Raw genomic sequence first — 14,137 nt, 5'->3', positions numbered from 1 at the left:
GACAATCTAGATACTTCTTTTTTGAAATGTGGAAAAAGCTAGGTGACAAATAAGAAATATATACTATAATAACTTTGTTGCCCGAAAATTTTAGAAAGAGAAAGGGAGCGATTTTTCGTGAAAACGAAATTACTAGCTCTGCTATTAGCTGTAACGGTATTTATGATGCCAACAGCTTCGTTTGCAGACATCATCGAGGGAGAATCAATTGTTACATTAGGAGAGAACTTATCTGAACAACAAAAACAAGATCTGTTAAAAGAAATGAAAGCACCGAAAGATGCTACAATTATTACTGTATCTAATGCGGAAGAACATAAATTTCTAGAAGGCATTGTTCCAAAAGCACAAATTGGTACGAGAGCAATTTCTTCTTCTATGATTACATACACAAAACCAGGATCTGGTCTTATTGTACGATCAAAGAACATTAACTGGGTAACAGATGCAATGTACACTAACGCTTTGATTACAGCAGGTGTAAAAGATGCAGAAATTCAAATTACTGCACCTTTTAAAGTTTCAGGAACTGCAGCTTTAACTGGATTAATGAAAGCATACGAAACTGCGTCCAATAAACAAATTCCTGAAGAAGTTAAAAAAGTAGCGAATGAAGAAATGGTACAAACAGCCCAGCTTGGTGATAAAATTGGTGAAGAAAAAGCAGTTCAACTTGTTGCAAAAATTAAAGAAGAAATTGCAAAAGAACAGCCAAAAACAACAGAAGATTTACGTTCATTAATTAAAAAAATTGCTGATCAACTCGGCATTACATTGACAGATGAACAGTTAGATAACTTAGTATCGTTATTTGATAAAATGAAAAATCTTAATATCGATTGGAATCAAGTTGGTAGTCAATTAAACAAAGCAAAAGAACACGTTTCTGCCTTCTTAGGTTCTGAAGAAGGACAAAGTTTTCTAGATAAAGTGAAAGATTTCTTCTCAAGTATCATTGATTTTGTTAAATCTTTATTCAAGTAAAAAAGAAGCCCGCCAGTGACGGGCTTCTTTTTTTATACAAGTAACGGTAATTTCATAACAGCCTCTTCAACCGAACGCACTATATGATTTGCTTTCTCCTTTACATATGGATGGGCATGATGAAGAGTAAATGAATGCGGGGTTACTTCAAACATAGAAATATCATTGAAAGAATCTCCAATACAAGCAACTTCATTTGCTTCAATTTGCAAATGGTCCATTAGTCGCTTTAGAGCACTCCCCTTACTCACGCCTCTTGGCATAATATCAACATAGCGTTTACCTGATATAAAAACTTCCGCTTCGCCTTGAAACATATCTCGTAGCTCTTGATCTAACGTCACAATTTTCTCTTCTTCTCCAAAAACAAACAATTTTGCAGGGTGTACAGTCTTACCAAACTCTTCTTCTAACGCTTCAATTTCAGCGATATGCACGCCCATATACGCTTCAAAATTATGGTGATGTTCATTCTTCCTTTTTGTATATCGCTGCTCATTTGCACAAACAATATCCGCTAGTCCTTTTTTATGTATATATCGATATATTTCCTGGGCAACCACATTTTCAAAACTCGATTCATGAAATAAATTTCCATCCGGAAGCAACATTGTCGCTCCATTTAAGCCAGTTGTGTAATATGGGAATGAAAACCTTTTTACAACTTCATCAATTCTGTGTGTAAAGCGGCCAGAGGCAAAACAAATATTTGTCCCTTTCTCAGCTAACCAACACAGCGCACGTTCATCTTCTTTTTGCATATGATTCACATCGTAAACGAGCGTGTCATCTAAATCACTTACAAATAATTTAATCATGTCCTCTTCCCCTTCCATACACAATATCTACTCTAAGTGTACACAAAAAATGTTTGATTTTTGTTAAAAAATAATAAATTTTTGCTAAAAAAAAATAAACGGGTGTATAATCCCGTTTATTTTTGTCTTTTTACATTTTGAGGTCTTACAATACTTGGTCGTACTTTTAAACTAGACATCGTTGGACGGAGTAAAATTTTTGTTAATGCGCCCCAATCAAATGGTAAAAACGGCCATAAATAAGGTGTTTGTAAACTTTTTATAGACGTTAAAAATAAAATTAATATCGTCATACCAATTACAAATCCCATCTCATGGAAGAGGCCTGTTAAAATAATAACAAACAATTTCCCAACCTTATTCCCTAATCCTAATTCATAACTCGGTGTTGCATATGCACCAATCATCGAAACTGCTACATACAAAATCACTTCTGGCACAAACAAACCTACATCAATTGCAATTTGACCAATTAATATAGCGGAAATCAACCCTGCTGCAGACGATAACGGCGTTGGAGTATGAATGGCTGCCATCCTTAAAAACTCAAGTCCGACCTCTGCCATTAACACCTGTAATAAAATTGGTAAATGCGTCATCTTAGTCGGTCCAATAAAAGCAAGATTTGCTGGCAAAAGAGTTGGATCAAATACAAACACTAACCAAAATGGTAATAAAAATAACGAGAATATAACACCTAAAAAGCGCACCCAGCGTAAAAATGTACCGACAGCTGGATTTTGTCTAAACTCTTCCGCGTGCTGTAAATGATGAAAATATGTTGTCGGTGTAATCATAGCACTTGGCGATGTGTCAACAAGTACTAACACATGTCCTTCTAGTAGATGATTTGCTGCTACATCTGGCCTTTCTGTATATCGAATAAGTGGGAATGGGTTATAGCTTTGCTTTACAACAAATTCTTCTACTGTTTTATCCGCCATCGTAATTCCATCTACATCGATGTTATTTAATTCTTGTTTTATAATCTTTACTAAATCTGGATTTGCAACATCTTGAACGTATGTAATACAAATATCCGTTTGTGATCTATCTCCTACTCGAACCATTTCATTTCGAAGACGTGGATCTCGAATTCTTCTACGGATTAATGCTGTATTTACAACGATATTTTCAACAAATCCATCCCTTGCACCGCGTACTACCTTTTCGGTATCTGGTTCTGTCGGCGTTCGCCCTGGATAACTACGAACATCGATTGCGAACGCTTCCGTTTCACCTTCCACAAATATCACGATGAGTCCTGATAATACTTGGAGCATTACCTCATCCATCGTTTTCACTTTACTTACTTGTTGATGGATTAAGCGATTCTCTAAAAGCTTCACTGTATCTTCTTCTACATCCCTTATCTCATTTGTATCCACCGCTTCTTCTAAAATAGGGATAATATAATTTGTATCACAAAGTCCGTTTACAAATAACACACCAATTTCTTTATTCAAAATTTGAAATTTACGAATACCAACATCGTATGTAACGCCTAGTCCAACTGTCTGCTTTAAATAATTTTCATTGTCACTTATGAAAGTTGATATAGGGATATCCACTTTTTTAGGCTTCGTCATAAAAACCACTCCTTTCCAAAATTAATTGAATTGCTTTCTTCGTAATAGGTGATCCCCTCTCCCATTCATCATTTCCACACATCTTACCAATGTCACCGACTCCAACGATGACAGGAACATTCAAGTCATCTAAACAATAAATTGTATCTCCGCTAATTCTGCCAATTTCACCATCTGGAAGTCCAAATTTATCAACACCGTATTCGGTTAAATTCCCGTTCCGATCTACACTTACATCTACACGTGCCCATTCCCAATGATGCGTATTAGACGCTACCGCTAAAATACCGAGCACATCAATTTGTTTATGGGTAGCCACATATTTTAAAGCCTTTTCACCAGATCCTTCTCCAATAAATCCACTGTCATCAAACATGACAAATACAGGGTCATATGGCGTTTGCATAATAAGCTCAACAACTTTTTTCCCTGTCAATTTGGTTGGATTACTTTGTGATGCTGAAATACACCTTCCCCCAAATTCCTTCGTTAAAAGCTCAATTGTCCGCTTTGCATATTCATCTCCATCTGTGACCAAAACAACCCTTCGTCTCATTTGATTTATCCTTTCGGTTTACATATAAGTGCTATAAAAAACGAAAACAATATCGCTGCGGAAATGCCCGCAGACGTTAAACTAAACATGCCAATACCAATTCCTAAATATCCATGTTTTTCTGCTGCATGCATTGCTCCGTGCAATAGTGAATGTCCAAAACTTGTAATAGGGACTGTTGCTCCAGCACCTGCAAACTTTATTAGTTTATCGTACAATCCAAATCCATCTAAAATTGCTCCGATGACTACAAAAGTTGCCATTAAATGAGCTGGTGTTAACTTTACGAAATCTAACAATAGTTGCCCAATTAAACAAATAACTCCACCTACAAGAAATGCATATATAAAATCCACAATTCACTCTCCTTTAACTCTCTCAAATACGACACCATGTGCAATTGTTGGAATCGTTTCCTTCTGTTGCATCATCATCGGGCTTAATAATGCACCAGTCGCAACGACAAAAATTCGTTGTAAATTCCCTTTTTGCATCTCGTGTAATAAATGACCATATGTGACAACTGCTGAACAAGCGCAACCACTACCACCTGCAAACACTTCTTCTTGACTTGATTCATAAATCATCAATCCACAATCATTGTATATATGCCCAAGATCATAACCTTCCTCAAGTAAAAGTTGTTTCGCAATCGGCGTCCCAACAGCTGATAAATCACCCGTAACAATCAAATCATAATCATCGGCACTTCTTCTTAAATCTTCAAAATGTTGTTGAATTGTATGAGCTGCTGCTGGAGCCATCGCTGCTCCCATATCCAAAGGATTTGTGATTCCTAAATCTTGCACTTTTCCAATTGTAGCCGACGTAATTTTAATTGCACTTTTTTCATTGCTAATTAATATAGACCCTGCACCAGTCACAGTTGAATTTGCTGTCCCTGGCTTTTGTCCACCGTACTCTGTTGGATAGCGAAATTGTCTTTCAGCCGTTGCATTATGACTACTTACTGTAGCTAAAACACGATTTGCAAATCCACCGTCTATAAAAGCTGAGCCAACTGCTAAAGTCTCCATAGACGTCGCACAAGCGCTAAACATTCCTAAAAAAGGAATGCCCCATTTACGCGCAACATAATTTGCTGTCACTGTTTGATTTAATAAATCTCCCGCTAAAAAGAAATCAATTTGCGATGTTTTTATATTCCCTTTTTGCACTGCTTGTTGAATTGAGTCTGACATTAATCTTCGTTCGGCAAGCTCCCAATTTTCTTCTCCACAATGCAAGTCATCATATGAAGTATCAAATTTTTTCCCAAGAGGGCCCTCAGCTTCTTTCGGACCGACAGCAGTACCCGTTGCATTCACATATATATCATTTTGAAATACCCACGTTTGTTTTCCGGTCAACCTCATACTAGCCCCTCCTTTAAGACATAAAAATTTTAAAGGTATACCTTATTAACCCAATGATATATGCACCAACAACCCCAAATACAATCACACTTCCTGCCAGTTTAAACATATTTGTAGCAATCCCTAGAACAACCCCTTCGCTCTTATGTTCTAAGGCAGCGCTCGCCATAGAATTTGCAAATCCTGTTACCGGTACCGCTGATCCTGCTCCAGCAAATTGACCGATTTTATCATATACACCACACCCTGTTAAAATCGCGGATAATAAAACAAGGGTTGCAACAGTTGGGTTTCCTGCCTCTTGTTCACTGAAGTGAAAATAATGTATATAAAATTTCATCAATACTTCTCCAACTGTGCAAATGAGTCCACCTACAAGAAATGCTTTGATACAATTTAGTAAATAGTTTGGCTTTGGATGATACTCCTTCACTTTATTTATGTAATCATCCTTCAATTTCTGACTTGTCATTTATATACTGCCTCCTACTTTACGAAATAAATCCAGTGAAACAACGATCCTATTACTTTCCCAAGTACAAGAGCAACGAGTAAAACAATAATCTTCCCCTCTACCCCTACTCGTTTCGCTAAAATAGGTAGAACATTTAACACCTCTGTTAATGCCGCAGCAAGCATTCCGATGAATGTGCCACAAAATATCCCTAATATAACGAGCCAATATTGCGACGTTTGAAATGTAATGTTTTTCAAACTGCACCAAGCCCCTGTTAAAGTACCTGCAATGACTGCCCACTCAAAATATTGAATATGCTTTCCACTTCTCGTTAATTGAGCTAAACGGGGGATTATACCAAGTACAGCTAAAAATGCGACATATCCGCTACCTACCGCAATCCCTCCAGCTAAACCAATTAAAATAACAAATCCAGACTCAATCATCGGCAAGTTGTTTCATATTATCCTTGTTTTCATTAACGATTACATACTGATCAAGTGACTGTTGGTATTGAAACATCTCAACTTCTAACGGACTCGGCTCTTCATTAATTCGCTTTTGAAATACATGATTAAAGAATAAAACCATCCCTAAGCCAAGACCTAAAGAATAAGGAATTTGAAATAAAAGTGGTTGTGCATTAAATTCTCCAGTAATCATGTAATATAACCGTTGATGTACTTGTTGCATACTTACATCTTCATGGAAATAAATGATCGCAAGGGCCGCTCCAATGAACAGTAACAGCCATACAAGCCCGAAAAAAATTGGGTGTGTCTTCTTTTTTTCGTATATAATTTCAACAAGAGTTTGTCCAGAACCGAGTAAATTAATTTGTACGTGAGATGCTTTCTGTTGAATAATCTCAATTACTTTCATAACATCAATTACAACATGCGTCTTATCATGCGCTGTTATTTTGTAAACTATCTCATTTTGTAACAACTCAACTACGGAAGAATCTCCGGCAAGTTGAGCAACATCGCCCAGCTTTACTTCATAAGTAGGAGAAACTTTTAAACGATTGCGCATTTTAATATAAATCGTTTGTTCCAACTTTCATTCACCCCTTCACTCTTCCTCGTAGTTGTAGTATGGTTATTGAATTTTTTTCTAATACAATTTTTTCATAAAAAAACATCTGCACCATTTCGGTACAGATGTTTTTTACTTATGCCTTTTTCTTAAATAAGTTTGCAATACTTAATGCAAGCCCTCCCCAAATGACTACTATTCCAATAACCATCATCATAATCGCTGATCCACTCATTATGAAACACCTCGATCTTTCCATTCTTTTTCAAGCTTGGCAGAATCCGAATGAATTTGTGCATCCCATTTTTTCAGGCCAATGATTATTGCAACTATGAGGAATGCTGCTGCTATCGACCAACCATACGTTACAACAAACTCAGTCGGATAATCTCCGTAGTTCTTTTTAATATTTTGGATTGTACCATCAATTAGCATATACCCTAACATAAGCGGAGTAATAACGAGTAAACTCACTCTCCAAAACGTTCCTAATTTAATATCAGATACAAAGTTTGCATGATTTTGATAAACTGGTAAACGGCGTAAAATGAGTCCTATCGTAACTACTTCCGCAAGTGCAATTGTAATTAATCCGAAATTATTAGCGAAATAGTCGACAACATCTAAGAACATAAGTCCACCACGTGTTGCAAAAACAAGAGAAACTAACACGAGAAGGGTTCCCATAATTCCAATAGTTTTTTCCCGACTTAAACTGAATTTTTCAGATACAGCGGCAAAGCATACTTCCGCGAGTGAAATAAGTGATGTAATTCCAGCAACCGTTAACGATAAGAAAAATAAAACACCAAACAACGGTGACATCGGCAATTCATTAATAATTTGGGGAAATACTACGAACGCAAGCCCAACGCCAGCACTTGCTACTTTATCAACCGGTACTCCCATATTATTTGCCATAAATCCAAGAGCTGCAAAGACCCCAATACCTGCTAATAATTCAAATCCTGAGTTTGCAAATCCAGTAATAAAGGCATTATTTGTTGTATCCGAGTTTTTCGGTAAATAACTAGAATACGTAATCATAATTCCAAATGCTAAAGATAAACTAAAGAATATTTGACCGTAAGCAGCAAGCCATACTTTCCCATCAAAAATACGACTCCAATCTGGTTTAAAGAATGCATCTAGTCCTTGCATAGCACCTTCCATCGTCACTGCACGAACAACGATAATAAGGAACATAACAACTAATAAAGGAATAAATATACGGTTAACAACTTCGATTCCTTTTTTAACTCCTTTAAATGCAACGCCAAGCACAATAATCCAAACGAGAGCTAACGGAATTAATACTTCTGGTACAAGTCCTCCAAATTGTCCTGGCTTATCTGCAACATGTAAGTACTCTTTAAATAAAAATGATTGCGTGTCTTTTCCCCATGCTCCAGTAATTGCAAAGTATGTATACGATATAGACCAAGCAATAATCACTGCATAATATGTTGAAACAATAAATGTTACGCACATTTGCCACCATCCAATAAATTCTGCACGCGGGCTAATACGGAAAAATGTAAGTGGTGCTGAGCCACGATGACGATGACCAAGGGCAAACTCAAACGCTAACAATGAAATACCAGTCGTTAATAATGCAAATAAATACGGTAAAAAGAATGCTCCTCCTCCATTTTCATACGCTGTATAAGGAAAACGCCATATGTTTCCTAATCCAACGGCAGATCCGACCGCTGCGAAAATAAATCCAGCTCTCGTTCCCCACTGTTGCCTCGTTTCCATGTTTCCTTCCCCCTTTATGACAAGTTCATACTTGGATTATATTTTAAATTTACTAAATTATCAATAAATTCTGTTAATTTTTGCGAAAATTAACATCTCTCTCCTATTAACGGCATAAAAAAATCGAATAGACAATTATTCGTCTATTCGATCTTTCATCTGTTTTAATATTTTCTTTTCAAGTCTTGAAACTTGTACTTGCGAAATGCCTATGCGCTCGGCTACTTCTGACTGTGTTTGATCTTTATAGTAACGCAAGTATACAATTAAGCGCTCTCGTTCATCTAGTTCTCTAATCGCTTCTTTTAAAGCAATTTTATCGAACCATTTCGTTTCAGATTGATCTGCAATTTGATCTAAAATAGTGATTGGATCTCCATCGTTTTCATATACAGTTTCATGTATAGATGAAGGGGCCCGGCTCGCTTCTTGTGCTAGAACAACTTCCTCTGGCGTTAGTTCTAGTGCCTCTGCCACTTCATTAATCGTTGGAGCCCTTCCGAATTCTTTCGAAAGCTCATCTCTCATCTTTCGAATTTTGTTTCCTGTTTCTTTTAAAGACCTACTAACTTTCACTGATCCATCATCACGTAAGAAACGTTGTATTTCACCAATAATCATTGGAACTGCATATGTTGAAAATTTCACGTCGAAAGATAAATCAAATTTATCTACCGATTTCAAGAGCCCAATACATCCAATTTGAAATAGGTCGTCTGGTTCGTATCCTCGATTAAGAAACCGCTGTACAACCGACCAAACGAGGCGCATATTACTTTGAACGATTGTATCTCTCGCTTGTTGATCTCCATCTTGACTTTTTTGAATTAACGCTTTTAGCTCGTGGTCCTTTAACTGAGGTTTCTTCTTCTCATTTTTGACCTCTATGTCCATAGGCTATTCTCCTTAATTGCATAGAGCGTTACTATTTGATAAGTATTTTGTCAAATGGATTGTTGTCCCGAAAGATTCGTTTGAAATAACTTCTACTTCATCCATAAAATTTTCCATGATAGTAAATCCCATTCCGGAACGCTCTAATTCAGGTTTAGTTGTAAAAAGGGGTTGTCTCGCTTCATCTAAGTTAAAGATTCCAATCCCTTCATCTCGAATCGTGAGTTTCACCATTGCTTCTTCCAAAATTACAGAAATATAAACAATACCTTCTGCATTTCCTTCGTATCCATGAATAATTGCATTTGTAACCGCTTCTGACACAACTGTTTTAATCTCCGTTAATTCTTCCATCGTTGGATCTAGTTGTGCAATGAAAGCCGCCACAGTAACGCGAGCGAACGATTCATTTTGACTTAATGCTGAAAATTGAAGGTTCATTTCATTTCTCATCTATGCCACCCCCAACGTCGCGAGCGCGTGCGCTTCACTTTCTTCTAAGCGAACGATTTTGAATAAGCCCGACATTTCAAATAAACGCTTAACAGGCGGTGAAATTGCACAAACAACCATTTCTCCACCTAATCCCTTTACGTGTTTATATCGGCCTAATATAACACCTAGACCAGAACTATCCATAAAAGATAAGTTCTCTAGGCTCAAAACAATATGATGAACACCATGTGTCTCAATCATATCTGTTACTTTCGTTCGCAACTCTTCAGCCGTATGATGATCTAATTCACCCTCTAGTCTCACACATAGGACGTCACGTTTTACTTCTAATTGCATGGAAAGACTCACACGATTTCCTCCTTATGCTCAAACTTTACTTATTCACATACATAAAGATTTTCGTGATACAAAATAAGAATCCTTCCTGCTGACAAAAGAAGAACTATTTCGTCATAAAGTGAAACCTTTCAGCATTATTCACTTATATACGAATAGAAAAGCGGCAAAATATTTGCCGCTATTTTGATGTTGAAAACATCCCAAAACTTCTTTTAAATAACTCCCACCAGCTCGCTGCAGCAACATCTTCTTTTGCTACAATTGTTTGTTTTAATAAAACATCTTTATCTTTTTTTATAACAAGTGTACCAAGCGCGTCACCTTTTTTAATCGGTGCTTTTACTTTCTTTTCAGCAATTACTTCTTGTTTTACCTTGTCCATATTCTCGCCCTTCTTCATAAGAAGAGAAACATTATCTGATGCAACTAAATCTACTTTTTCTTTTTTCCCTTTCCCTACTTGAACTGTCTTAATTTTTTCGCCACGCGTATACAATTTCTTTGTCATATATTGTCCAAATGCATAGTCAAGAAGCTTCGTCACTTGGTTGTTCCGTTCTTTTGATGTTGGTGCTCCCATGACAACTGAAATGACACGCATGCCATTTTTTTCAGCCGATGCTGTTAAACAATATTTCGCTTCTGTCGTAAAACCTGTTTTTACTCCATCTACGCCAGGATAAAAACGTACTAGCTTATTCGTATTAACGAGCCAAAATTTTTTATCCGTATCTTCACGTAAATAATCTTCGTACTTACCTGTGTATTTACGAATAAGTGGATACTTCATCAATTCTCTCGCCATTATAGCCATATCATTTGCTGTCGAATAATGGTCTTTGGCCGGAAGACCTGTTGGGTTTTGAAAATGTGTATTTTTCAGCCCTAAATCTTTCGCCTTTTTGTTCATCATATTTACAAATCCTTCTTCTGAACCTGCGATATGCTCGGCTACTGCAACAGATGCGTCATTTCCAGATGCAATTGCAATACCCTTTAACATCTCATTTACAGTCATCTCTTCCCCAGGTTCTAAAAAGATTTGCGATCCACCCATTGAAGCTGCATGTTCACTCGCTCTAACTTTATCGGTCAGTTTTAGTTTTCCTTTTTCAACTTGTTCCATAATTAAAAGCATTGTCATAATCTTTGTCATACTAGCAGGTGGTAATTTTTCATTTGGGTTTTTATCAAATAAAACTTTACCTGTATCTTGCTCAATTACGATTGCTGACGACGCTTGTTCCGCTAACTTCGGCGTTGTTTCTTCTGTTTTCTCCTGCTTCGTTTTTTCAGATTGCGCAAAACTCACTGAAGTTCCAGAAAGCAATAACATGAAACAAACAAGTATTCCAAAAACTCGCTTCATGACTAACCCTCCATTCTATATCAGACCTATTTTTTCCAATTCTCCTTTTTTTAATACCAATTTTTTCTATTATTTTCAGTTGACAAATACATTCGTTCCTTATATTGTATTAAGTGTATTACACATAGTAGTACACTTAATACATATGAGGAAGGAGACATTGCTCTTGCATATTCAACTTGACCCAAGAAGCAACACTCCGATATGGGAACAAATTGTTCAAAATATAAAAGAACTCGTATTGAAAAGCATGTTGGCTCCAAGTGATAAACTTCCTTCTGTACGCGAACTCGCTTCTTTACTCGTTATAAATCCAAATACAGTGAGTAAAGCGTATCAAGAGTTAGAGCGACAAGGAATTATTGAAACGTTACGAGGAAAAGGAACATTTGTATCCCAATCGATTACCCCAACATTAGACGAAAGGAAAATCGCTATGGTTGAAAAGCAATTTCATCAATTACTATTAGAAGCCTCTTATCTTGGTATTACGAAAGATAAAATTCATGATTGGATAGATTCATACTATAAAGAGATTGGAGGGAATACGGATGTTGAAAGTGACAAGCTTGAAGAAAACAATTGATAATCAAACAATTTTAGACGATGTTTCTTTCACATTACAAAAAGGTAGTATCGTCGGATTACTTGGAAGAAATGGTGCGGGGAAAACAACTTTATTACGAACGATAGTCGGCATTTTAGACCCAGATGAGGGAACTGTTACATATGAGGATATCGACATTCATAAGAATCCTGAAACGAAACAAAAAATCGTATATGTCCCGGATTCTACTAACATACTGAACGGTTATACAGTAAAAGAAATCGTGAAGTTTTATAAAGCAGTTTATACCGCATTTGATGAACCATATTTCTACGAACTACTAGAACGTTTCAACTTACCAAACAAACGAATTCGTAGTTATTCAAAAGGAATGAAGGCACAGCTTGCTATCATTTTAGCTGTTGCTGCACAGGCAGAATATATTATTTTAGATGAACCAACAAACGGACTTGATCCTATCGTTAAAAGACAGATTTTACAGTTTCTCGTTGGAGAAGTTGCAGAAAAAGAAATTACCATTTTCATCTCAACTCACCATTTAGATGAAGTGGAACAAATTGCAGATACAATCATTATATTAAAAGGCCATACTATCTCGTCTATTACATCACTAGACGATGCAAAATCACGATTCGCAAAAATACAAGTAGCTTACGAGCGTTCATTACCTCAAAAACTAGAAAACTTAAGCAATATTAAAATATTAAATCAAACAGGAAAAGTGTATACGATTTTAATTGAGGGAAATGTGGCTACAACACTGGAGAAGTTTTATAAAGAGCAACCTATACTCATTGAAGAATTAACAATGTCACTTGAAGATGTCTTCGTTACGACACTGGAGGAGGATGGGTATGTTTCATAAGGCATTGTGGATGTGGAATTGGAAGCGTGGGAAATATGCTGCGTTACTTTTTCTCTTCAGTTCACTTTATTTTTTATCTTTCGAATACTATCAAGCAGCAGAAACTCAACAGTCTCTCTTTCTCCATCCAGAAAAAATAGGTGAAGAAAAGTTCTACTATCATTATTCTTTTTATTCTTCTAATAGCTTTTGGTTAAGTATTATTACAATTATCCTATCCTGTATATTAATTGGCTGGGAGCGAAGTAATCAAAATGGAGATTCACTTATGACATTTCCATTTAAAAGACGTGATATGTTCTTATCGAAGTGGGTTTTCGGTGGATTTTTCATTTTACTATCATTTCTAATCAATTGGGGTCTTATGTATTTTATTTATAAATCTACGATTCACTTTGAATATCAATCTTTCGAACCGTTTCATCGATATTTCTTGTATGCAATTTTCACATATATCGCTATCTATACTGTCTCTTTATGTATAGGTACATTTACTGGCAGTATTATTTCACAAAGCATCTTCAGCATTACTTTTTGCATAATGGGAATGGGAATCTTTTCACTCTTACTCCTTTTCTTTACAGCTCATGCTGAAGCAATACACGAAAATAAAAGTTATACAAGTTTCGAAAACGTTTATAAATTCAATAAAAAAACCAACATTTCAAGCGCTATATTAGACTTTTCAATTAGTTATAATTACCACCCTACTGCCCAATCAGATGAAGATCATGGAAAAGTAATACAAAGGGGACCTACTTTTCATAGTTATTACTCTGCAAAAATAATACTTGTTCCTATCTTCTATACAATTTTCAGTTTGCTTATTGGGATGTTTCTCTATGCAAGGTCACCTAATGAACATAATAAGAAAATTTTCCTTTTTCCAAAATACAACTCACTCTGGATGTGGTGTACTACCTTTTATTTTGCATTAATAGGTGGGCAAATGTTAAAACGTTTTGATTTATTATTTAGTTACTATGTTGGATTCTTTTTATTTGGAATCGTCACTTATTTTATATTATCACGTCTTACAAACTATAAAGTTTTTTAAAGGAGAGATC

18 protein-coding genes are annotated in these 14,137 nt (G+C 36.1%); 4 read left to right on the top strand and 14 right to left on the bottom strand.

The annotated features are described in order from the left end of the window. Nucleotides 1-117: 117 nt before the first annotated feature. The gene (locus tag ACTFRU_RS15910) at nt 118-984 is read left to right on the top strand and encodes a DUF1002 domain-containing protein (protein WP_000850515.1); all 867 of its coding nucleotides are present in this window, start codon (nt 118-120) and stop codon (nt 982-984) included. A 32-nt stretch (nt 985-1,016) separates the two neighbouring features. Here the strand turns inward: ACTFRU_RS15910 and ACTFRU_RS15905 are convergent, their stop codons facing one another. The 14 genes from ACTFRU_RS15905 to dacF all read right to left on the bottom strand — a co-directional run bounded on the left by ACTFRU_RS15905 (nt 1,017) and on the right by dacF (nt 11,637). Continuing rightward, complete coding sequence (locus ACTFRU_RS15905; RefSeq protein ID WP_002024734.1) at nt 1,017-1,820, bottom strand: Cof-type HAD-IIB family hydrolase; 804 nt, start codon at nt 1,818-1,820, stop codon at nt 1,017-1,019. Nucleotides 1,821-1,918: 98 nt separating this feature from the next. Next, entirely contained in the window at nt 1,919-3,391 is a 1,473-nt protein-coding gene (spoVAF, locus tag ACTFRU_RS15900; protein WP_000165595.1) for a spore germination protein SpoVAF, read from the bottom strand. Continuing rightward, nucleotides 3,378-3,947, bottom strand: coding sequence for a stage V sporulation protein AE (locus ACTFRU_RS15895; RefSeq protein ID WP_001254415.1), 570 nt, complete (start codon nt 3,945-3,947; stop codon nt 3,378-3,380). The genes spoVAF and ACTFRU_RS15895 overlap by 14 nt, the downstream gene beginning before the upstream one ends. Nucleotides 3,948-3,952: 5 nt before the next feature. Then, nucleotides 3,953-4,303: a stage V sporulation protein AE gene (spoVAE, locus tag ACTFRU_RS15890; RefSeq protein ID WP_000345916.1), complete on the bottom strand. Its 351-nt coding sequence runs from the start codon at nt 4,301-4,303 to the stop codon at nt 3,953-3,955. A 3-nt stretch (nt 4,304-4,306) separates the two neighbouring features. Further along, nucleotides 4,307-5,323, bottom strand: a complete 1,017-nt coding sequence (gene spoVAD, locus ACTFRU_RS15885) for a stage V sporulation protein AD (RefSeq protein WP_006921412.1) — start codon at nt 5,321-5,323, stop codon at nt 4,307-4,309. Nucleotides 5,324-5,336: 13 nt separating this feature from the next. Beyond that, complete coding sequence (gene spoVAC / locus ACTFRU_RS15880) at nt 5,337-5,795, bottom strand: stage V sporulation protein AC (protein ID WP_000203810.1); 459 nt, start codon at nt 5,793-5,795, stop codon at nt 5,337-5,339. 14 nt (nt 5,796-5,809) lie between these two features. After that, nucleotides 5,810-6,226 (bottom strand): stage V sporulation protein SpoVAB, encoded by a 417-nt coding sequence (spoVAB, locus tag ACTFRU_RS15875; RefSeq protein WP_000572936.1) that lies wholly within the window; start codon nt 6,224-6,226, stop codon nt 5,810-5,812. Further along, on the bottom strand, nt 6,219-6,839 hold the full coding sequence (locus ACTFRU_RS15870; RefSeq protein ID WP_000438369.1) for a stage V sporulation protein AA: 621 nt from the start codon (nt 6,837-6,839) through the stop codon (nt 6,219-6,221). The genes spoVAB and ACTFRU_RS15870 overlap by 8 nt, the downstream gene beginning before the upstream one ends. A 115-nt stretch (nt 6,840-6,954) precedes the next feature. Then, a complete protein-coding gene (locus ACTFRU_RS15865; RefSeq protein ID WP_000016826.1) occupies nt 6,955-7,053 on the bottom strand; it encodes a methionine/alanine import family NSS transporter small subunit in 99 nt (32 codons plus the stop codon). Continuing rightward, nucleotides 7,053-8,579 (bottom strand): sodium-dependent transporter, encoded by a 1,527-nt coding sequence (locus tag ACTFRU_RS15860; protein WP_000450088.1) that lies wholly within the window; start codon nt 8,577-8,579, stop codon nt 7,053-7,055. The genes ACTFRU_RS15865 and ACTFRU_RS15860 overlap by 1 nt, the downstream gene beginning before the upstream one ends. A 135-nt stretch (nt 8,580-8,714) precedes the next feature. Next, complete coding sequence (sigF, locus tag ACTFRU_RS15855; RefSeq protein WP_000350729.1) at nt 8,715-9,473, bottom strand: RNA polymerase sporulation sigma factor SigF; 759 nt, start codon at nt 9,471-9,473, stop codon at nt 8,715-8,717. 12 nt (nt 9,474-9,485) lie between these two features. Next, the gene (gene spoIIAB, locus ACTFRU_RS15850) at nt 9,486-9,926 is read right to left on the bottom strand and encodes an anti-sigma F factor (protein ID WP_001243398.1); all 441 of its coding nucleotides are present in this window, start codon (nt 9,924-9,926) and stop codon (nt 9,486-9,488) included. Then, a complete protein-coding gene (spoIIAA, locus tag ACTFRU_RS15845) occupies nt 9,927-10,277 on the bottom strand; it encodes an anti-sigma F factor antagonist (RefSeq protein ID WP_000059135.1) in 351 nt (116 codons plus the stop codon). Nucleotides 10,278-10,446: 169 nt separating this feature from the next. Next, nucleotides 10,447-11,637, bottom strand: a complete 1,191-nt coding sequence (dacF, locus tag ACTFRU_RS15840) for a serine-type D-Ala-D-Ala carboxypeptidase DacF (protein WP_000831998.1) — start codon at nt 11,635-11,637, stop codon at nt 10,447-10,449. A gap of 166 nt (nt 11,638-11,803) precedes the next feature. Between dacF and ACTFRU_RS15835 the strand changes: the two genes are divergently transcribed. From ACTFRU_RS15835 to ACTFRU_RS15825, 3 genes are read left to right on the top strand one after another with little or no spacing between them, the layout of a single operon-like run. Beyond that, the gene (locus ACTFRU_RS15835; protein WP_000548044.1) at nt 11,804-12,223 is read left to right on the top strand and encodes a GntR family transcriptional regulator; all 420 of its coding nucleotides are present in this window, start codon (nt 11,804-11,806) and stop codon (nt 12,221-12,223) included. Continuing rightward, the gene (locus ACTFRU_RS15830; RefSeq protein WP_016123302.1) at nt 12,189-13,070 is read left to right on the top strand and encodes an ABC transporter ATP-binding protein; all 882 of its coding nucleotides are present in this window, start codon (nt 12,189-12,191) and stop codon (nt 13,068-13,070) included. The genes ACTFRU_RS15835 and ACTFRU_RS15830 overlap by 35 nt, the downstream gene beginning before the upstream one ends. Further along, entirely contained in the window at nt 13,060-14,127 is a 1,068-nt protein-coding gene (locus tag ACTFRU_RS15825) for an ABC transporter permease (protein WP_025709106.1), read from the top strand. Before ACTFRU_RS15830 ends, ACTFRU_RS15825 begins: the two co-directional genes overlap by 11 nt. Nucleotides 14,128-14,137: the final 10 nt, after the last annotated feature.

The sequence above is a fragment of the Bacillus cereus group sp. MYBK220-1 genome, from assembly GCF_051916445.1.
GTDB classification, from domain to species: Bacteria; Bacillota; Bacilli; order Bacillales; family Bacillaceae_G; genus Bacillus_A; species Bacillus_A cereus.
Note: the sequence above shows the minus strand (reverse complement) of the source record. Positions and strands in the feature narration are given on the sequence as shown.